This is a genomic window from Hoylesella oralis ATCC 33269 (genome assembly GCF_000185145.2).
Classification (GTDB): Bacteria; Bacteroidota; Bacteroidia; order Bacteroidales; family Bacteroidaceae; genus Prevotella; species Prevotella phocaeensis.
On sequence record NZ_GL833118.1, the window covers coordinates 107,580 to 127,423 of the forward strand.

15 protein-coding genes are annotated in these 19,844 nt (G+C 43.4%); 7 read left to right on the plus strand and 8 right to left on the minus strand.

The window, feature by feature from the left end; genetic code table 11:
* Nucleotides 1-102 precede the first annotated feature (102 nt).
* The 5 genes from HMPREF0663_RS02090 to HMPREF0663_RS02110 all read left to right on the plus strand — a co-directional run bounded on the left by HMPREF0663_RS02090 (nucleotide 103) and on the right by HMPREF0663_RS02110 (nucleotide 8,595).
* On the plus strand, nucleotides 103-2,343 hold the full coding sequence (locus HMPREF0663_RS02090; RefSeq protein ID WP_004368445.1) for a beta-glucosidase: 2,241 nt from the start codon (nucleotides 103-105) through the stop codon (nucleotides 2,341-2,343).
* 101 nt (nucleotides 2,344-2,444) lie between these two features.
* Nucleotides 2,445-5,564, plus strand: coding sequence for a glycoside hydrolase family 2 TIM barrel-domain containing protein (locus HMPREF0663_RS02095; protein ID WP_004368446.1), 3,120 nt, complete (start codon nucleotides 2,445-2,447; stop codon nucleotides 5,562-5,564).
* A gap of 344 nt (nucleotides 5,565-5,908) precedes the next feature.
* On the plus strand, nucleotides 5,909-6,424 hold the full coding sequence (locus tag HMPREF0663_RS02100) for a DUF4251 domain-containing protein (protein ID WP_004368447.1): 516 nt from the start codon (nucleotides 5,909-5,911) through the stop codon (nucleotides 6,422-6,424).
* 2 nt (nucleotides 6,425-6,426) lie between these two features.
* A complete protein-coding gene (locus HMPREF0663_RS02105) occupies nucleotides 6,427-7,560 on the plus strand; it encodes an energy transducer TonB (RefSeq protein WP_016665527.1) in 1,134 nt (377 codons plus the stop codon).
* Between the two features lie 525 nt (nucleotides 7,561-8,085).
* Nucleotides 8,086-8,595, plus strand: coding sequence for a toxin-antitoxin system YwqK family antitoxin (locus tag HMPREF0663_RS02110; protein WP_004368449.1), 510 nt, complete (start codon nucleotides 8,086-8,088; stop codon nucleotides 8,593-8,595).
* Nucleotides 8,596-8,664: 69 nt separating this feature from the next.
* Here HMPREF0663_RS02110 and HMPREF0663_RS02115 read toward each other — a convergent pair whose 3' ends face one another.
* The 8 genes from HMPREF0663_RS02115 to HMPREF0663_RS02150 form a co-directional block, all read right to left on the minus strand.
* The gene (locus tag HMPREF0663_RS02115; RefSeq protein WP_004368450.1) at nucleotides 8,665-9,414 is read right to left on the minus strand and encodes an exodeoxyribonuclease III; all 750 of its coding nucleotides are present in this window, start codon (nucleotides 9,412-9,414) and stop codon (nucleotides 8,665-8,667) included.
* Between the two features lie 3 nt (nucleotides 9,415-9,417).
* Entirely contained in the window at nucleotides 9,418-9,993 is a 576-nt protein-coding gene (locus HMPREF0663_RS02120) for a DUF4840 domain-containing protein (protein ID WP_004368452.1), read from the minus strand.
* 47 nt (nucleotides 9,994-10,040) lie between these two features.
* A complete protein-coding gene (gene folE, locus HMPREF0663_RS02125) occupies nucleotides 10,041-10,634 on the minus strand; it encodes a GTP cyclohydrolase I FolE (protein ID WP_036875734.1) in 594 nt (197 codons plus the stop codon).
* A 20-nt stretch (nucleotides 10,635-10,654) separates the two neighbouring features.
* Nucleotides 10,655-11,344, minus strand: coding sequence for an SPOR domain-containing protein (locus tag HMPREF0663_RS02130; protein WP_004368456.1), 690 nt, complete (start codon nucleotides 11,342-11,344; stop codon nucleotides 10,655-10,657).
* Nucleotides 11,345-11,418: 74 nt separating this feature from the next.
* A complete protein-coding gene (locus tag HMPREF0663_RS02135; RefSeq protein WP_004368458.1) occupies nucleotides 11,419-13,488 on the minus strand; it encodes a BT_3928 family protein in 2,070 nt (689 codons plus the stop codon).
* 18 nt (nucleotides 13,489-13,506) lie between these two features.
* A complete protein-coding gene (locus HMPREF0663_RS02140) occupies nucleotides 13,507-14,010 on the minus strand; it encodes a DUF1599 domain-containing protein (RefSeq protein ID WP_050786859.1) in 504 nt (167 codons plus the stop codon).
* Nucleotides 14,011-14,119: 109 nt separating this feature from the next.
* Entirely contained in the window at nucleotides 14,120-14,524 is a 405-nt protein-coding gene (locus HMPREF0663_RS02145; protein WP_004368461.1) for a hypothetical protein, read from the minus strand.
* A gap of 623 nt (nucleotides 14,525-15,147) precedes the next feature.
* Complete coding sequence (locus HMPREF0663_RS02150) at nucleotides 15,148-16,812, minus strand: phosphatase PAP2 family protein (RefSeq protein WP_004368462.1); 1,665 nt, start codon at nucleotides 16,810-16,812, stop codon at nucleotides 15,148-15,150.
* 187 nt (nucleotides 16,813-16,999) lie between these two features.
* Here HMPREF0663_RS02150 and HMPREF0663_RS02155 point away from each other — a divergent pair, with 187 nt between their 5' ends.
* Nucleotides 17,000-18,430 carry a CCA tRNA nucleotidyltransferase gene (locus tag HMPREF0663_RS02155; RefSeq protein WP_004368464.1) on the plus strand — a complete coding sequence of 477 codons (1,431 nt, stop codon included), beginning with the start codon at nucleotides 17,000-17,002 and terminating at the stop codon, nucleotides 18,428-18,430.
* 202 nt (nucleotides 18,431-18,632) lie between these two features.
* Nucleotides 18,633-19,820, plus strand: coding sequence for an efflux RND transporter periplasmic adaptor subunit (locus HMPREF0663_RS02160; protein ID WP_004368466.1), 1,188 nt, complete (start codon nucleotides 18,633-18,635; stop codon nucleotides 19,818-19,820).
* Nucleotides 19,821-19,844: the final 24 nt, after the last annotated feature.

The following is a 19,844-nucleotide window of genomic DNA, read 5'->3' on the forward strand; positions in this document are numbered from 1 at the left end:
TAGGCTTTTCTTTGGCAATGTTAATAATAAAAAATGTTATTGATACGCCAACTTCAATAAAAAGATGTACTTTTGTAAAACATTATAATTTTAACCTTGAATATGAATAAATTACTTTTAGGAGCCGTTTTTTTTATGGTATCCAATGTTATTTGTGCACAACAACTTAGACTGAATGAAAAAAATGTAGACCAAATTCTTAAGGCAATGACGCTTGAAGAGAAAGCGCAGTTGCTGGTCGGAGTATCTCAAAACCTTGTGAACGGTGCTGCCGGTGCCGTTGCCGGTTTTCCGCAATTTGGTATTCCGAGTGCTATTTTGGCGGATGGTCCCGCTGGTTTGCGGATTGATTGGAAACGCGACGGCGATCGTAATAGCTATTATACTACGGCATTCCCTGTCGGTAGCTGTCTTGCAGCATCGTGGGATGTAGACCTTGCACGGCAGGTTGGCGCGGCTATGGGTAATGAAACGAAAGAATTCGGCTGCGATGTATTGCTGGCTCCCGGTATGAATATCCATCGTAATCCCCTGTGCGGGCGTAATTTCGAATACCTTTCGGAAGATCCGGTTGTATCAGGAAAGATCGCAGCGGCCATTGTGCACGGTATTCAAAGTAGTGGTGTAGGTGCAAGTGTTAAGCACTTTGTGGTAAATAGTCAGGAAGATGCTCGTCAATCTGTCAATGAGATTGTTTCGCAAAGAGCCTTGCGTGAGATTTATTTAAAGGGTTTCGAAATAGCTATCAGAGAGAGTAATCCGTGGACGGTCATGTCGTCTTATAATCGTTTGAACGGTCCTTTCACACAGGAAAACTACGAATTGTTGACTACGTTGCTGCGCGATGAGTGGAAATATAAGGGAATGGTGATGACGGATTGGACAGATCCACGCAACACAGTAGCACAAGTTCATGCCGGTAATGATCTGATGGAACCCGGGCATAAGGAGCAAGTACAGCAGATTATCGATGGGGTAAAAAACGGTAAACTAAGTATTGAAGAAGTTAATCGTAATGCAAGACGCATTTTGGAATTTATCCTAAAAACACCTAAATATCATGGGTATAAATTTAATAACAAACCTAATCTGAAAGCTCATGCTGCCCTCGTTCGCATCGGAGGTGCCGAAGGTATGGTACTTTTGAAGAACGAAAACGGGGTATTGCCATTGAGTAGCAATGTTAAGACGGCAGCTCTTTTCGGTAGTGCATCCTATTATTCCATGTCGTGTGGTTTGGGTTCCGGTACAGTTAATCCCGATCATGTGGTGAATATTGTAGATGGTTTGGCCGATGCAGGTATCAGTTGTACCAAAGATTTGCAAGAACTGTATGCGGAAATGCACCGGTTTGAAGATGCTCGTCATGCCATGGAACGCGGTGATGACTATGATTGGAAGCCCGGACGTGTGCAATATTCAGAATTTGAGTTGGGCGACAATGCCATCCGTTCGCAGGCTAATAAAGCCGATATTGCCATATTTACGCTCGGTCGTGAGGCAACAGAAGGCTCCGATCGCCCCGTTACAGGCAACAATGGATTTAATCTGACCGATTTAGAAATAAGGATGCTCAAAAATGTTTGTCGTGAGTTCCACGCTTTGGGCAAGAAAGTAATTGTGGTGATCAATAGCGGCAGCGTAATTCAGACTGCCAACTGGAAAGATGAACCCGATGCCATACTTCTTGCATGGCAGCCCGGCGAGGAATGTGGATATTCGGTTGCCGATGTTCTGACGGGGAAAGTAAATCCATCGGGAAAATTACCTATGACGTGGGTAGAGGATGTAAAGGACCATCCATCGACTAAAAATTTCCCGATGAAAGATGGCTGTAACCTTAGTGAATCGCTTCACAAAGAGGGTATCGATGTCGGATACCGTTATTTCAACACGGCACAAAAACAAGTATCTTATCCTTTCGGTTATGGATTGAGCTATACATCTTTCTCTTATTCGAAACCGGTTGTAAAGAAAACAAAAGAAGGTTTCCGCGCTACTCTTGTGGTTTCAAACACCGGTAATAGGAGTGGAAGAGAGGTGGTGCAAATGTATGTTTCCGCTCCGAAAGGGAATTTGAAGAAACCTGCAAACGAACTAAAGGCATTTGCCAAGACTAAAACGTTGAATCCGGGCGAGAAACAAGTGCTGAGTTTCGATGTTTCAAACTATGGACTTGCGTCGTTTGACGATGCTCTTGACCAATGGATCAGCGATAAGGGAATATATGTAGTAAAGTTCGGTGCATCGGTGGAAGATATTAGGGCTGAGGCCAAATACAATTTGAAAAAGGCTTTCGTCAAGAAAGTGAATGATATATTGAAGCCTAACAAGGTTCTCTAATCTGCTTATTGTTTAATACGGAAATGTATCGGCCTAAAAGTTATGTCTCCTATGAGAGTATAATATAGAGACTGTTACATTTCCATGTTTTGCTTTTTTATATGAAAAAACTACTTATCACTTCGGCTTTAATAGCCATGAGTCTGCCATCAAGTGCAGTTATCGGGCAATTGCCTACGTTTTCCGAATGGCATGATATGCAGGTAAACGAGGTCAATCGTTTCCCTATGCATACTAATTTCTTTACTTACGAATCGGTAGAAAAAGCATTGAAAGGCGATAAAACCGCATCTTCCAATTATCTCTCTCTCGATGGAGAATGGAAGTTTAATTGGGTAGAGGATGCCGACAAACGCCCTACTGATTTCTACAAAACGGAGTACAACGATGCTTCGTGGCACACAATGAGGGTTCCCGGGATATGGGAACTTAACGGATATGGCGATCCGGTATATGTAAATGTAGGCTTTGCATGGCGGGGACATTTCAAGAATAACCCGCCTGAAGCGCCGATAAAAGACAATCATGTGGGTTCCTACCGTCGTGTTGTCGATATTCCTAACGATTGGAACGGCCGACAGGTTGTCGCTCATTTCGGTTCTGTTACATCGAATATATATCTTTGGGTGAATGGGAAGTTCGTAGGATATGCCGAAGATTCGAAGGTAGCTGCAGAATTTGACATTACTCCATATTTGAAGAAAGGCAAAAACCTGATAGCTTTCCAAACCTTTCGCTGGTGCGATGGCAGCTATTGCGAGGATCAGGATTTCTGGCGTTTGAGCGGTGTAGGACGTTCATGTTATCTTTTTACCCGCGATGCATCGACTCAGATTACCAATATCCGCGTTACTCCCGACTTAGAGAATAACTATACGGATGGCACGCTTGCTGTCAATGTCGACGTTAAAGGGCACCCCATCGTAGAGTTCCTGTTGCTGAATGACAAAGGAATTGTGGTAGGCAAGAATACTGTAGACTTTAAAAAGCATAATTTCGGGGCAATTCATTTCAAGTTACGGAATGTAAAGAAGTGGACTGCAGAAACGCCCTATCTCTATACTCTTGTGGCTACGGTTATGCAAAATAATAAAAAGATAAGCGCAATACCGCAGAAAGTAGGTTTCCGAAAGGTAGAAATCAAGGGCTCCCAGTTGCTTGTCAACGGGCAACCTATTTATATCAAGGGTGCCGACCGCCACGAGATGGATCCCGATTTCGGCTATTATGTAACTCCGGAACGCATGCGGCAAGACCTTCAGATAATGAAGCGTTTCAATATTAATGCCGTGCGTACATGCCATTATCCCGACGATCCTTTGTGGTACGACCTATGTGATGAATACGGAATTTATATATGTGCCGAGGCTAACCAAGAGAGTCATGGCTTCGGATACGGCGATGAAGCGGTATCGAAGACGCCTCTTTTTGCCAAACAAATATTGGAACGTAACCAACATAACGTAGAATCGTTCTACAATCATCCAAGTATTATCTATTGGTCTTTGGGCAACGAAACCGCCGATGGCCCCAACTTTGCGGCAGCATACAAATGGGTTAAAGAGCGCGACCATAGCAGGCCGGTGCATTGGGAGCGGGCTATAAAAGGCGATAATACGGATATTTACTGTCCTATGTATTTGCCGCAAGATGAATGCGAGCGCTATGCATTTTCGACAGCCCCCGAAGATCAGAAGCCTTTAATACAGTGTGAATATTCTCATGTCATGGGTAATTCGGGCGGAGGCTTTAAGGAATATTGGGATTTAGTGCGCAAATATCCCAAGTTTCAGGGCGGTTTTATTTGGGATTTCGTAGATCAAGGGCTACACGGAAAGGACGCACAGGGGCGCAATATATATAAATATGGTGGCGATTACAATACTTATGATCCTTCCGACAACAACTTCAACTGCAACGGACTCATAAGTCCGGACCGCGTACCTAACCCGCACATGTATGAAACAGGATACTACTATCAGAATATTTGGGCCACGCCTGTCGACCTTAATGCGGGTAAAATCAAAGTCTATAATGAGTATTTCTTCCGCGATTTAAGCAATTATAAGCTCGTATGGAATATCACAATAGACGGCAAGAAAGTGCAGAATGGCGAAATAGACAATCTTGACATCGCACCCCATGAGACCAAAGAATACGCGTTGGGCTATCGTCTCGGCGACTCATATCAGGGAGAAGTGCTTCTGAATGTGGCATTCTGCCTGAAATCGGCAGAACCGCTGATGGAGTCAGGTCAAACTGTTGCGTACAATCAGATGCCGATCAAAGATTATCAGTTCGGTAAACCGATGGTTTTGAAAGGCGAGCAAGGCAGTAAATTGAAGCTTGTCAATAAGAAGAATGCAGATGCCATTACGGTGTCGAACGATCTTTGCAACATTGTTTTCAATAAGACTACAGGCCGCCTTACCGACTATACAGTAGGCGGACAACATATATTGGGCGAAGGCGGAACGCTGAAACCGAACTTCTGGCGTGCCGTAACAGACAACGATATGGGGGCGGAACTCAACCTTAAATATAAGGTATGGCGGAACCCTGTATTCGAGTTGCAGCACATAGATGCTCGAAAGCAGGGCGATGCCGTACAGGTGACGACTGTTTACACGATGCCGGAAGTAAAAGCCACACTTGCGCTTGTTTACACTATCGACAGGGGAGGAAGCATGCAGGTAGAGCAGAAACTGACGACAGATAAGGCTGCCAAGGTGCCGAATATGCTGCGTTATGGTGTGGTGATGGAACTTCCGTACGATTTAGATCGCTCGGAATTCTACGGCAGAGGACCTATAGAAAATTATTCCGACCGCAAACATTCACAGTCGATCGGTATTTATTCTATGACTGCCGATGAGCAGTTCTACCCCTATATCCGTCCGCAAGAGAGCGGAACCAAGAGCGATATTCGCTGGTGGAAGCAGACCAACAGCGCTCAGAAGGGCTTCCGCATAGAGTCGGATAGGGCATATTCTGCCGGTGCATTGCATTATGCCATTGCTGATTTAGATGGCGGAGACAAGAAGGAGCAACGCCATTCGCCGCAAGTTCCTAAGTCTAAGTATACCAATCTTTGCCTCGATTTGGTACAAACCGGCGTCGGAGGAGTAGACAGTTGGAGTCCTAAGGCCGAAGCACTACCCGAGTATCGAGTTAACTATAAGGATTATAACTTCGTATTCCGCATTATTCCGTTGAAATAATGTAGCGGTTTTCTTGATAAAATGCAACCTCTGCCTGTATTTCCCGTATGGAAATAGGCAGAGGTTTTTCGTTTCTGTCCAGACTGCAGCGGGCGTGGAGAGTTTGTAAGTATTCCGAATGTGTTGGAAAAGAGAGGGGCGAGTTTGAAATAGGCATGTGGTGTATCGGTAATAAACTGCAAGTATAAAACGATTATAAGTACTGTCTAATACAGATATACCGTCTTTTTAAGGATAGGAGTAAGGGTGTATAGGGCGATAAGAGCATGCAGAACTAAAAAATGCTAAAATGCTCTTTGTATGTTGGAAATATCGTATCTTAGCAGAAAAATAGGAGGATATGTATGAAGAAAATAATATTATTGACAGTTGTTTCGGCGGTTTTAGCTGGTTGTACGGTATCGCAACAAACTGTACAGCAGAAGGCTGAGCAGCAAATAAGGACTGCACGGCAGGTGAGAGAATTATTGCAAACCCGCCGCTATGCCGTGGATATTAAATATATGTATCCGCAGCGAGGCATGATGAAGGCTCTCGATTACGGATATGGGGTTCGTATATCGGGCGATTCTATCTATTCTTATCTGCCTTACTTTGGGATAGCTCGCGGATATGTGCCATATGGAGGAGGGAAAGGTTTGCATTTTAAGACTGTTTTTTCTGATTATTCGATACATAAATCTAAGAAACATCTTACACAAGTCGTGGTTATTGTAACCAATGAGGAAGACCGTTATCGATATACTATGGACATTTACGATAATGGGAACGTGCAACTATCTGTGCAGGCCGATAGACGCGATTTCATTTCTTTTTCGGGAGAAATGGTTTTGGACGACAAGAGAAATACGAAAGAATAGGCATGAGAAAGCTATCGATATTATTGGTTGTGATGCTGTGCTGTGCGAGTATGTCTGCTACAGGCGCATCGGTGGAGCGGAAATGGAGCACAATATATGTGAAAGAGCACCTGTATTACCATCTTGGAGACGAGTTGAATGTTGTCGATATAAATATAGAATGGCCGGAAGCTATAGATTATTCGGCTGTAAAACCGTTGCAACAGTTTATTTCGAAGAAACTTTTTCAGGTGGAAGCCGATAATCTGAAACAGGCTTATACGGCTTTCAAGAAACGGTTCGGGGAGCCTGTTACGCAAAAGTTCGATACGCTTCCCGATGACCGTAAGTATTGCTATGTAGACTGTTCTTTGAAACAAATTGCACATAGCGAGGGGAGGTTCATCTCTTACCGCCTTTCTTATGTTTCGTCTCCGGCCTCTCTGTCGTCGCAACCGAGCGATACGGTAAACATCTTGTTTACCTACGATGTTATTCATGATAGGGTGTTGATGATGAAAGACATATTGCGCGGAAACCGTGTGTCTGGCGATGTAGGAGGACAGGAGTTTTTCTTGAGGGTAGTCGATGGAACGAATGCAGATATTCCCGATGATATTGGGGCCATGTATCTCACAAATGCGTGTTTGTATGACAAGGGGATGCTTGTCGATGCAGTAGTGGTTACGCAGGAAAGTTTCCATATTCCGGTCTCCTCGGCCATTGGATTAGAGGATAATAAGAGCTTCTTTTCGAAGGGCTCGGCAGGTTTGTTTAATGATCGTACGCCAGTGGTGCATTCTGTCTTTAGGCCTGATAGTACGACATTGGATGGGCGTGTTATCGCGAATACTGTTGATGCGAAGCCGGCCTTTCAAGGCGGTATGGATAGTTTGCAGCATTTTCTTTCTTTGCATGTGAAATATCCCGATTTCGAAAGATTTAATAATATACAAGGCAGTGTGTTACTTTCTTTCGTTGTAGACGAGCGCGGACAAATTTGCGATATACGTGTTATTCGCCCCGTATCTCCTGCCATCGACCGTGAAGCAGTGCGCGTGTTGGGCATAATGCCACGGTGGGTACCGGCGAGAAAAGGCGATATGGCGGTGCCGTTCGAAATGAATATTCCGATTAGTTTTCAAGTCGTAAACTGACGGGCTGTGAACATTCAACCGGTGTGTTTAAGATTGTAGGAAGGCAGAGGAGCCAGATGACAATCTTTTTTTTATGTATTTATCTCTTTATTTTTTCCTTTGTCTTTAAATAGCATTTCATGCTGTTTTAGTTATCTTTTTGTGATTTGTGGTGTGCTTATTATGTCCGATTTGTAAGTATATTCTCTTTAAAGTCATCACAATGGTAGTGTGGTAAATATATTTTACATTATAATTGAAAGTGTGTTGGTGTGATAGGTGCAAGGGAAATACCTGTTGTGTGCATAAAAGTGTCATAGTGTAAGTTGAAGGGCTAAATTTTAAACAGTACAAAGTATGCGTATTTGCAAATTGTAAGTTTTGGAGCCCGTTTTTATTAGTTTTGGTTTTTTAATGTACCTATATGTTTTAGTTGTATTTTTGATGAAAAATAATGATAAAATAAAGTTAATTTTTTGTATGTGTTTCAATTAAATATATTACTTTTGCGGCAGAAAATGAATAAAAACCTAAAAAATATAGAGTATGAAAAGAGCTATTCTTTTATCAATGGTATGTATGATGACCGTTTTTAGTTTCGGTCGCAATCATGTTTCTGAGAATGCAACAGTTGTTGCAGACACTATTTTTTATAACGGTAATATGCTGAATGTTGCCAATAGAGCGGATGCAAGTTATTATCGTTTACTTATGAGAACGGCACATGGAATGAAGACTCAGGATGTGTTTCAGGACTTTTATCTTGATGGAACACTAAAGGCTGAGGGCGGTTACAGCTTTATTGATTTGAGCAATGATGCCAATACTGTTTTGGATGGTGAGATAACTACCTACTATGCAAACGGTAAAGAGAAATGGCATGGCAATTATGTAAATGGAAAACGTGATGGGTATTTCACCATGCAAATGCGTGATGGAAGCGTCGCTGTGGTAGAGTTTGTGAAAGGAGAGTCAAAGCATAAGTATTATACAGTGACGAGTCCCGACGGGAATATGCAGAAACTTCCTATATCAGAACTGAAATCTCTCTTATAAATACAAAACATAAAATCATAAAATTAACGTAAAAAGGTACACCTCGTGATGAAGTGTACCTTTTGTTTTTTATCTTAAATCCAATTCTATGGGGCAATGATCGCTGCCGTAGATGTCGGTATGTATCTTTGCATCGGCAATTCTTTCTTTCAATCTCTCCGATATGAGGAAATAGTCTATGCGCCATCCGGTGTTTCTTTCTCTTGCACGAAATCTGTATGACCACCACGAATAAGTAACTTGTTCTGGGTAAAGAGTTCTGAAAGTGTCTATAAATCCGCCGGCAAGCAGTTCTGTCATTTTTTCTCGTTCCTCGTCTGTAAATCCGGCATTGCGCCTGTTTGTCTTGGGATTTTTAATATCAATCTCCTCGTGGGCTACATTCATATCGCCGCAAACAATAACGGGTTTACGTGCATCCAATGCCAGAAGATACGCTTTGAAGTCGTCTTCCCATCTCATACGATACTCTAATCGGCGCAGTTCATCCTGTGAATTAGGCGTATATACCGTTACAAGAAAGAAATTCTCAGTTTCAAGTGTTATCACTCTGCCCTCATGATCGTGCTCATCGATACCCATACCGTAAGTTACGTTTAGTGGGGTTTGCTTTGTAAAGATGGCCGTACCCGAGTAACCTTTCTTATCTGCGTAGTTCCAATATGATTGGTAACCGTTGAACGCCAAGTCGAGTTGCCCTGCCTGCATCTTGGTTTCTTGAAGACAAAAGAAGTCGGCATCGAGCGATTTGAAAGAGGTTTCGAAGTCTTTGCCCACACATGCTCTGAGACCATTCACATTCCACGATATCAGTTTCATGCTTTAATTTTCTATGTAGAAGTAAACAGGAGTGAAAGTTGTCGTAGTATTATCTATCATCATAGAATTTGCGACAAAGAAATATCCCATACGCCTATTTGCGGGTAAGAATACGCATGACAGTGTTTGTATAGCGAACTGTACGACGGCATTGTATGTTCTTCCGCCATCGCTGAAGCTGAATTTTAATTCCGGACTAACTGTTCTAAAGCCGTAAACAGAGGAATTTAAGGCGTAGAATTGCATGTAGCATTTCACTTCAGCTGTGGTCGATGTGTTTTCTAATGCTGTTTTGATGCTTGGAGCTATCGATGAAGCTCCCTTGGCAAGTATAGATACCGGAAAATTCTTTACCGTAATCAAGGAATCTACTTTCCAGTTAATGTTATTTACTGTACCGGAATCCCTGTCGCAAATCCACTTCATCTTGCCTGAATAGGTACCTTGCATATTCTGAAGTGCAATTCTTAAGTTCTCTACATTTAGGCCATTGTCTGAATTGTCCGAGTTTCCAAGACACGAGGTTATCGCTATCATGCAGCTGATACCTACAAAAAGTTTAGCAAAAATAGATTTCATGTTCGTGTATTTTATAAAAGTTTGTAGTAATAAGCTATTTATTTAGTTTATATTCTTTTTGTTTCTCCCCGCAGCAGGTTCATGAACTCTTCGCGGGTTTTGGCTTGGTTAAAGGCCCCGCTAAAGTCGCTTGTCGTTGTAATGGCATTCTGCTTTTCGACTCCTCTCATCTGCATACACATGTGTTTTGCCTCGATTACCACCATTACTCCGAGCGGTTTCAGCGTTTCTTGTATACAGTCTTTTATCTGTTGTGTCATTCTTTCCTGCACTTGAAGGCGGTGACTGTAGATATCCACCACACGTGCAATCTTACTAAGTCCCGTTATATAACCGTTAGGAATATATGCTACGTGCGCTTTTCCGTAGAAGGGCAGAAGATGGTGCTCGCACATAGAAAAGAAATCGATATCTTTTACAATGACCATCTGGTTGTAGGTTTCGGCGAAAAGGGCATCTGTAAGTACCCTATGCGGATCTTGTCCGTAGCCTCTGGTCAGTATCTGCATGGCTTTGGCCATACGTAAAGGTGTTTTTTGCAACCCATCTCTGTCCGGATTTTCGCCAAGCAGCGACAATATGTCTTTATAATGTGCGGCGAGTTCTTCGAGTCCTTCGCGCGTATCTGTTTCTGAATTCATGATCATTCAAGCTGCCTGCTTTAATATTGTACGGTTATTTTCCCTTTTACTATACATGCCTGTTTGTAACCCATCGATTGTATTTTTCTTAAAACGATATTGGCTTCCTCCAAACTTCGGTAGTTTCCTATGCGACATATCCATCTCGGAGAATAGAAATGTACATATATCGGTTCTTCCGGAAAGTTCATTTTTATCTGGTTGCGGATACTTTCAGCGCGTTGTCTGTCGGCTCTCGAGTTACCTCCGGCAAATACCTGTACGCGATAGCCCGTTACTTTGTAGATGTTACGCGGTACCTTTTTACGCAAATCAAGCGTTGGTATATCGAATTTATCGGTCTCTGTTTTACTTTCATTCTTTTCTTTTTTATCGATTACCTCGTGTTTGGTAGTGTCTTTCCGCTTAGCCGAATCGTTCTCCTGCTGCTGACGTATGGTGGCTGTTTCTGCTGTACGTTCAGGCGTTGTTGCCTTATTAATTGTTTTAGTATCTTTCTGTTCTTTCTTTACTGTTTGTGTCTTTGCCGGTTCTTTTACCGCGGCAGTTCGGTTCTTACCGTTCACTAATTCGTCTATTTCCTTACTCTGTTTTACGATAACAGTACCTTGTCCTTGAACTTTCTTTTGCAGATGTTCAAGATAAGTCTGCGCATTAGCATTGATAGCAGAACAGAGTATAATAATAAATAATGTGACGAATTTCTTCATTTTGCAATATTTATAAATAAAAAGAAGCAAGGTCACCTGCCATATCGACAGGTACCTCGACTCTTATAGCGATGTTATTTCTTCCATGCATCGATGATGCCTTTGAAATCGGCAGCCTTTAAAGAGGCGCCACCTATAAGACCTCCATCGATATCAGGCTTTGCAAACAGCTCGGGGGCATTACTTGCTTTGCAGCTTCCGCCGTAGAGTATTGTTGTTTCTTCGGCAACTTCTTTGCCATATTTTTCTGCAATAGCCGAACGAACAAAGGCATGTATCTCCTCTGCTTGGTCTGAAGTTGCGGTTTTGCCGGTACCGATAGCCCAGATAGGTTCGTATGCTATGACGATATTTTCGAACTCTTCTGCACTCAGGTTAAATACAGAGCCCTCGAGTTCTGCTTTTACAACCTCGTTTTGTTTATTGGCTTCGCGCTCTTCAAGTGTCTCCCCGATACAGAAGATAACCTTCAAACCGTTCTTCAATGCAAGCAATACCTTCTCTTTAAGGACTTCCGGCGTTTCATTGTAATACTGGCGACGCTCCGAGTGCCCAAGGATAACGTACTTTGCACCGGTACTCTTCACCATTTCTGCAGACACCTCTCCCGTGTAGGCACCCTTTTCTTTATCGGCACAGTTCTCAGCTCCGAGCGCTACAACATTCTGATCGAGCACATTTGCTACGCTCGCAAGGTGAATGAACGGGGTACAGATAACCACATCGCAGTTCGGCTTGTCGCCTTTCAATGCATTGTTAATCTCGGTAGTCAATGCAACTCCCTCTTGTAAATTGAGGTTCATCTTCCAATTACCTGCAACAATTTTCTTTCTCATCTTCTTTCTGTTTTTTATAAGTTTATATATTTTGTTAGAATGTTCTTTGCCCTTGAGCCATCGGCTCCATGCCCAAAGACGATCGGCGATGGTCAGTAACAGGAGCGGAAGTATGAACCAGAGGAAAATTTTGACCACTTTACCCGGAATACTATCATCGGGCATCTTTCCTATTTCCGTTTCTGCAAGCGGTTTGTTCAATATTCCTGTATCGGGTAAATCGTTATGGCTCCATTTACGGATAACAACTCCGTCTTTTAATAACAGTAGTCCCGGGTTGCTTCGGATGATGGTCTTCAATGTCGTTGCATCGGTATTGAAGAATTTATATTTTGCCCCTGTTATGTCTTGCCAATTCTTAATGGCCTTTTGAGAGCTCGCTGTAAGGTAGTAAAACGGATAACCGAAGTCTTGTGCATATTCGTATATCTGGTCTATATCGCCGAAGTTACTATCGTCGGCATGCTCAAGATAGGGTGAAATCAGTAGGAATGTATAGCCCCGATGGCCCAATATCTCGTTTGTTTTATCGTTGCCGCCTATTTCTTGTATCGAAAAGTCATGGATGGGCGGCACATATCCGGTTTTTGTCTGTACGGTTTTCGAGTCGATGAATGTCCATGTAGAGTCGGGATAATTGTCGAGTGTGAACTCTTTACGTACCCCATTCTTCTCCATAATGAATGTTGTTTCGAACTCAGGCTGCGGGGCTTCTTTCGGTATCTCCATGCTCTTGGGTATGTCGCTCCCGATATGATAGGGACGGAAGTCGAACATAGGCAGCTTATACAGACTGTATGCACTCGAAAAGAGTATAAACACGATGGTATAGTTGATCACTATCCATTGATTGGATTTAGATATGGCACGCTTCATACGGAGCGGAAACCATGCCACCACAGCCGAACACGCAAGCAACACCAAGTTTTTGGCGAGCGTCATACCGTTGGATAGCTTTACCGCATCGCCGAAACATCCGCAGTCGGCTACCGGATCGGCTATGAATATCCATATTGTAATTATCGTCATCACGGCGATAAACAGGCAGATAAGTTTGGATGTAAACCGCCTACGTATGGCAAATAACAAGAATATGCCGAGACAGAACTCCAATGCCGATATGCTGATAGAGGCGGCAAGCGTTATCCAATCGGGTACAATACCCCCCATCGACAGCGCTTCTAAATAGTCCTGTATCTTATATTGAGTGCCAAGCGGATCGACAGCCTTTACAAATCCCGAGAATATCAGTACGGGGGCAACTGCCAATCGGCACATATTGACTGCTATCGTCTTGAACAATTCCACGCTTAATCTGCAAGTCTGTTATTCCGAGAGCCTAATGGCACCGAACACAGCATAGTTGATGATATCCATATAATTGGCATCGATACCCTCCGAAACGAGCGTTTTACCATGAATATCTTCCAATTCTTTTATCCGTTGAACCTTGGTGAGAATGAAGTCGGTATAGCTGCTAATGCGCATAGAGCGCCATGCTTCGTCGTAATCGTGGTTCTTTTTGAGCATCAGTTCGAGGGCTTTCGATGCCTGTGTGTCGTACAACCGCAAAGCGTCGTCGGGCAGCATGTCTACCTCGTCTACAAACCCTTTTTCTAATTGTATCAGCCCGATGATGCCATAGTTGATAAGAGCAATGAACTCAGGCCTGATACCTTCGCCTACTAAAGACTCGCCTTTGATTTCAAGAGAGCGTATTCGTTTGGCTTTGATGAAGAGTTGATCGGTAAGAGACGATGGGCGCAAGATACGCCACGAGGCACTGTAGTCGTGAAGTTTCTTTGCAAAAAGTTCCCTACACTCGTGCATTACGCTTTTAAACTGTTCTTCCGTGTTCACTTGATTCGTATTTATATCGGATGCAAATTTACTGATTTCTGCCGAAACAGCCAAATAATTTATAGGATGGAGCGTAAGGCTATTTCTGCTTTTGGCGCATCTTGATCATTCTTACCACACAGCACATGGCATCGTAACGGGCTTGCAACGAGTCTCGTTTTGCACGGAGCATGTTGGCGCGATATAGGTTTTTCTCTAACGGAATTAATCCCAAAGTGGCTTGCAGTGCCGAATCGGTGTGCGCAATATCGTTTTGTGCCATCTTTAAAGAGGCATTCTGCCATACGGTAAGCGCCTTCTTGCGGGCTTCTATTGCCGTGGGATATTTCTCGCGCAGCGATGTTATAGAGTCAAGAGTTTGCCTGTATGCTCCCTGATTGTATAGTTCTTCGATCTTAGAGAGCATGGCAAGAGCCTTATTGTCTTCGGTTTCGGCGCACGAAGCAAAGGCTAATGCGATGATGATAAGCCAAATATATCTCATAACAATGCAAAGTTACGAATAAAAACTTGGTATAATGCAACGATAGGCGGTTAAACTTAAAATATTTCTGTGAAAATCTGTGTAAATTTATGTAGGGAGATAGGGATGAGAGATGAGCGATTAGGGATGAGCGTTTGGTGAGTGTATCGTAGGAATTTAGTTCACCTAAGATTTTTAGAATGGATAATTACGTCTTTTTCCCCTTATTTGGAGCTTCTTGAGAGTATAGGCAGAGAACGTTTCTACGGAACGGATATTAATCATAAATCTTTTGTTTTTCTTCCCTGTGTTCTTGCTCCGTATTTATTAGTTAGGCCATCTGTGACCGACAGAGGTGCTGCCTATACCCGATAAATATGCTCTCTATGTTCGATAGACGGATGGGCTGATTGTACCATAGAGACTTGCTTTGCTAAATTTCCTATATGTGTAGCATGAAAGAGATAGTGCTTATGAGAATTCAGGCAGGTTTAATTCCTGCGATACGCCCACCAGACGATCTTCACTAATCCCTCATTATTCATCACCAATCCCCTTCTGTAGAGGGGGAAGGATAGGTGCCTTCTTTTCCTTCCTTACTTTTTTCCTGTTCCTGCTTCTGCCGAGTTTGCCAGCTTGCAGTATCAGAAAGAAACACTAAATGCGGCTCCTAACGAAAATGTAGACATGTATTTTCGTTGACGGCTGGTGTAAGAGTGTATGTAACTGTCGGCATTTGCCGACTGTCCTTCGTAGGTAAGTTTCTCTGCTGCAGCCTTGATAAACTGCGTAGGTGCGTAGGTGATGTTATATTTCTGCCTGCAGAAGTCGTAATCGAGATATAATCTCCATGCGAAAAACGACTTTTGAGCGAAGGTAAACGATACACCTGTGGCGACATTAGTGGACTTGTCGCCCTCCATATTCAGATATTCCCATGAGGTATCGTATTTGTTTGTTGTTACAGAACCGTCGTTTCCTTGGTGCATTCGTACCTCGTAAGTAAGGAATTTCTTACCGTTGTTGTTTTCGTATGACATGTCTACGTCCATTTTTACGCCTTTGGCATGCGCGTCGATGTCGATTCCGTGCATATAGCTGCGCCCTATAAGTAGCTTAGTGCCCACGGCGCAGTGCGATGATATGGGCAGACTGAAATAAAGGCCGGCACCTGTGGTGAATTCAGACAGGTGGTCTGAATTTACTTTCAGGGTGTACTCCTCGATAAATCTCCCTATCGTAGGGCTGAAATCGGCAAGGTCTCCTAATGGATTTTGCGTAAACTCTTTCCAGTTCTTTACGCGTTTTGAACTTATGCGCAACCTTCCTCCTACGCCTATATAAGGGTTAAAGAAGTAGGCTCCCTCTACTCCGATTTGTGTAGATACCGTGAACTTCAGTTCTTGAGCAGGCAACTCGTCGTAATATTCTTCCAATTGCAGGTCTTTTACGGGTAGTTTAAGCGACTGATTCCCCAGTCCTACGCCTGTTTGAATGTTGAAAAACGAGGGGTACCTTGTCAGGTCGTTCTGTAAAAGCAGGTCGTTTTTTATGATACCTTTGCCTTTGAACAGCAAATCGCCTATGGAATAACCCAGTTCGGTGGACAATATACCGATGCCGGCACCGGCAAACGTATCGCTTACCCAGTGGCGGTTGTTGAGTACGCGCATGCATCCGGTGGCGGTGGCCAGTGCATATCCCGCGATTGAGAACCAAGGACTGCGTGTCATACCATACTCCTTGTGAAAGATGGTGGCCGCTGCAAATGCCGTAGCCGTATGCCCTGACGGAAACGAATTGTGACTTGTGTCGTCTGGACGTAACTCCTTGGCGGTATATTTTATACCATTGACGAGCGCAGCCATCACAACGTACGAAGCTGCACTGCTAACTAAATAGCGCGGCCAGTTGCTTCTGCCCTCGTATCCCGCTGCTTTAAGACCGGTAGCTGCCACGAGCGGCAGGTATTGGCTATAGTTGTCGGTCTCGTTGTGGAACTCATAAACGAATTTATTGCGCAGGTCACGGAAGTTTTTACGGTCTCTCCGCAGTAGGATGCCGGCCGTAATCCACGGGATACTTGTCAGAGATACGTCGCTTTTAAAGCTGTGCTGTTGTGTTTGGTATGCTGTTTGTATCGAATGGAAAGCATGGATAAGTGTATCGGGCGTGGCAAGTGTACCCCTTGTGCCTTGTATAATAGGCTGAAGAGTATCGGGTGTTTGGATGCTGTCGGAAGGGACTTGTGCCGAAAGCGTAATTAAGCAGATGAATTGTATGAGTAAAGTAGTTATTATAAATTTCATCCCATTACCGTTTAGGTGCAAAATTAATGATATAATTATGCATACTCTTGTGGTTTTACTTGATTTAGTTATTTTTAACTCCTGTATTGGTTTTCTGCATTCTTCCGTGCAGGCATAATTCTGCTATAATGGTTCTATGAACCGAAAAATATTCGTATCTTTGCATCGCTAAAGCGTAATATTTGTAATGAAACTATTTTCTGATGCCGATTTGGCACGCATTCTCGATAAAGACATATTCCATAAAATTTCCTTGGCAGCCGACTCTCTCGGCATGGAATGCTATGTGGTGGGCGGTTATGTGAGAGACATATTCCTCGAGCGCCCCTCTAACGATATCGATGTAGTGGTGGTGGGAAGCGGTATACAGGTAGCCGATGCGCTGAAAAAACTACTTGGCAGGCGTGCTCATATTTCTGTTTTCCGTAATTTCGGTACGGCTCAAGTGAAGTTCGGCAGTATGGAAATCGAGTTTGTGGGGGCACGTAAGGAGAGTTACAGTCACGATTCGCGCAAGCCGGCAGTGGAGAACGGTACGCTTGAAGATGACCAAAATCGCCGCGACTTTACTATTAATGCTTTAGCAATATGCCTGAATAAAGAACGTTTCGGTGAGTTGATAGATCCTTTCGGTGGGCTTGAAGACATGGAAGACGGCATTATACGGACGCCACTTGATCCGGATATCACCTTTTCAGATGATCCCTTGCGTATGATGAGATGCGTAAGGTTTGCCGCACAACTTAATTTCTTTATCGAAGATGCGACTTTCGAGGCGCTTAGGCGTAATGCCGACCGCATAAAGATCGTGAGTGCAGAACGCATAGCCGACGAACTGCACAAGATAATGATGACGCCTGTGCCGAGTAAAGGGTTCTTCGAACTCTATCGTTCGGGTTTGTTAGAGATCATACTGCCCGAACTTTGCGCCCTCGATGTGGTGGATACGCGGAACGGAAAGGCACATAAGAATAATTTTTATCATACGCTTGAGGTCGTCGATAATATCGCCAAGCATACCGATAACCTGTGGCTGAGGTGGGCTGCTTTGTTCCATGACATCGGAAAACCTCGCAGCAAACGGTGGAACCCTGCCGTGGGATGGACGTTTCATAACCATAACTTTATCGGTGCAAAGATGCTTCCGGGCATTTTCAGACGGTTAAAGTTTCCGATGGATGCCAAACTGAAGTTCGTTCAGAAATTGGTGGATATGCACATGAGGCCCATTACGATAGCAGATGATGAGGTAACCGACAGTGCCGTACGCCGTTTGATGAATGATGCAGGCGACGATGTAAACGATTTGATGTTACTTTGCGAGGCCGATATTACAAGCAAGAATGCGCAGCGAAAGCAGCGTTTTTTGGATAATTTCCGTATTGTTCGCGAGAAATTGAAGAACTTGGAAGAGCGTGATTACAAGCGTTTGTTGCAGCCGTGCATCGATGGTAACGAAATTATGGAGATGTTTCATCTGCAGCCTTCGCGCGAGGTGGGGGCGCTGAAGCAGAGTCTTAAGGATGCCGTTCTTGATAATAAGGTGCCCAATGAGCGGGAACCGTTACTCGAATTGCTGCGTAAGAAAGCAAAATCTATGGGACTTATGGACCGATAGATGTAAGAAAAAGAAGAAACGTCTTTACTTTTTTTTGCTTAAATTTGTTTCTTTATAATAATTGTTAAAAGTAATGTAACTTGTGAACATAGTTACTAAGGAATGATTATTTTTGCATCGTAAAACTTTTCTAAGTGTAGAAGTTTTGTCTTGTGGTCAGGTTTTTAGTATCGAGATTATAAATTATAATATTTAAATAGGTATGAAGATTAAGAGTGTTTTATGCTTTATGGTTGCTGCAACGCTAATGGCGTGTGGTGGAAAGAGTTCCATGAAGATGGGTGATAATCAGTTTCCGATTAGGACGATCGGTTCTTCTAATGCGGATTTGCAAACCACCTATCCCGCAGCTGTCAAGGGTGTTCAGGATGTGGAGATACGTCCTAAGGTCTCCGGATTTATCACAAAAGTGTGTGTACATGAAGGTCAAACCGTTTCGGCAGGCCAGTTGTTGTTCGTTATAGACAACGAAACGTATCAGTCGGCAGTGCGTCAAGCCCGTGCAGCAGTAAATACTTCGCGTGCTCAACTGAATACTGCGAAGCTGACGTATGATAATAATAAGAAACTATTTGATAGGAATATTATCGGGCAGTATGAACTTTCAACGGCTCAAAATAGTTATGAAACGGCTCGTGCAGCCCTTGCTCAAGCGCAGGCTTCGTTAGCTTCGGCCAAGGAAACACTGGCTTATTGCTTCGTGAAAAGTCCTACTGCCGGCGTTATCGGTAGTCTTCCTTATAAACAGGGAGCCTTGGTAAGTGCTTCGAATACGCAGCCTTTGACCACGGTTTCTAATATCAGTACCGTAGAAGTTTACTTCTCTATGACAGAAAAAGATATCATGAACCTGACCAAGATGACCGGCGGAATTAATGAAGCTATTGCGAAATTCCCGCCTGTAAAGCTGCAATTGGCGGACGGGACGGTTTATAATCAGCCCGGAAAAGTGGTGAAGATGAGCGGTGTTATCGATGCTTCAACAGGTGCAGCAAGTATGATTGCCCGTTTTCCCAATCCCGATAAACTGTTGAAGAGCGGTGCTTCGGGACAGATCGTTGTAACATCTAATAGCAGTAACGCTATCGTAATTCCTCAAGAGGCTACCTCAGAAGTGCAGGATAAAGTATTTGTTTATCTTGTTGGTAAAGATAATAAGGTGAAATATACGGAGATTAAAGTCGATCCGCAGAACGATGGAAAGAACTATATTGTTACGAGTGGTCTTTCCGTAGGCGACCGTATAGTAACGAAAGGACTTACCAAACTGTCTGATGGAATGGAAATTAAGCCGATTACAGAAGAGCAGTATCAGAAGAATTTAGATGATGCAGTGAAGAAAGGTGAAGCCAACAGCAGTTCAAGTAAGTTTATCGATGCCATGAAGTAATTCCTCATACGAGGATATTATATA

What these genes read in the sequence shown, in the direction of transcription:
- HMPREF0663_RS02155 (WP_004368464.1), top strand. Translation starts at nt 17,000, where the DNA reads ATGAAACTATTTTCTGATGCCGATTTGGCACGCATTCTCGATAAAGAC.
- HMPREF0663_RS02090 (WP_004368445.1), top strand. Translation starts at nt 103, where the DNA reads ATGAATAAATTACTTTTAGGAGCCGTTTTTTTTATGGTATCCAATGTT.
- HMPREF0663_RS02160 (WP_004368466.1), top strand. Translation starts at nt 18,633, where the DNA reads ATGAAGATTAAGAGTGTTTTATGCTTTATGGTTGCTGCAACGCTAATG.
- HMPREF0663_RS02105 (WP_016665527.1), top strand. Translation starts at nt 6,427, where the DNA reads ATGAGAAAGCTATCGATATTATTGGTTGTGATGCTGTGCTGTGCGAGT.
- HMPREF0663_RS02110 (WP_004368449.1), top strand. Translation starts at nt 8,086, where the DNA reads ATGAAAAGAGCTATTCTTTTATCAATGGTATGTATGATGACCGTTTTT.
- folE (WP_036875734.1), bottom strand. Translation starts at nt 10,634, where the DNA reads ATGAATTCAGAAACAGATACGCGCGAAGGACTCGAAGAACTCGCCGCA.
- HMPREF0663_RS02100 (WP_004368447.1), top strand. Translation starts at nt 5,909, where the DNA reads ATGAAGAAAATAATATTATTGACAGTTGTTTCGGCGGTTTTAGCTGGT.
- HMPREF0663_RS02095 (WP_004368446.1), top strand. Translation starts at nt 2,445, where the DNA reads ATGAAAAAACTACTTATCACTTCGGCTTTAATAGCCATGAGTCTGCCA.
- HMPREF0663_RS02130 (WP_004368456.1), bottom strand. Translation starts at nt 11,344, where the DNA reads ATGAAGAAATTCGTCACATTATTTATTATTATACTCTGTTCTGCTATC.
- HMPREF0663_RS02150 (WP_004368462.1), bottom strand. Translation starts at nt 16,812, where the DNA reads ATGAAATTTATAATAACTACTTTACTCATACAATTCATCTGCTTAATT.
- HMPREF0663_RS02120 (WP_004368452.1), bottom strand. Translation starts at nt 9,993, where the DNA reads ATGAAATCTATTTTTGCTAAACTTTTTGTAGGTATCAGCTGCATGATA.
- HMPREF0663_RS02140 (WP_050786859.1), bottom strand. Translation starts at nt 14,010, where the DNA reads ATGCACGAGTGTAGGGAACTTTTTGCAAAGAAACTTCACGACTACAGT.
- HMPREF0663_RS02145 (WP_004368461.1), bottom strand. Translation starts at nt 14,524, where the DNA reads ATGAGATATATTTGGCTTATCATCATCGCATTAGCCTTTGCTTCGTGC.
- HMPREF0663_RS02115 (WP_004368450.1), bottom strand. Translation starts at nt 9,414, where the DNA reads ATGAAACTGATATCGTGGAATGTGAATGGTCTCAGAGCATGTGTGGGC.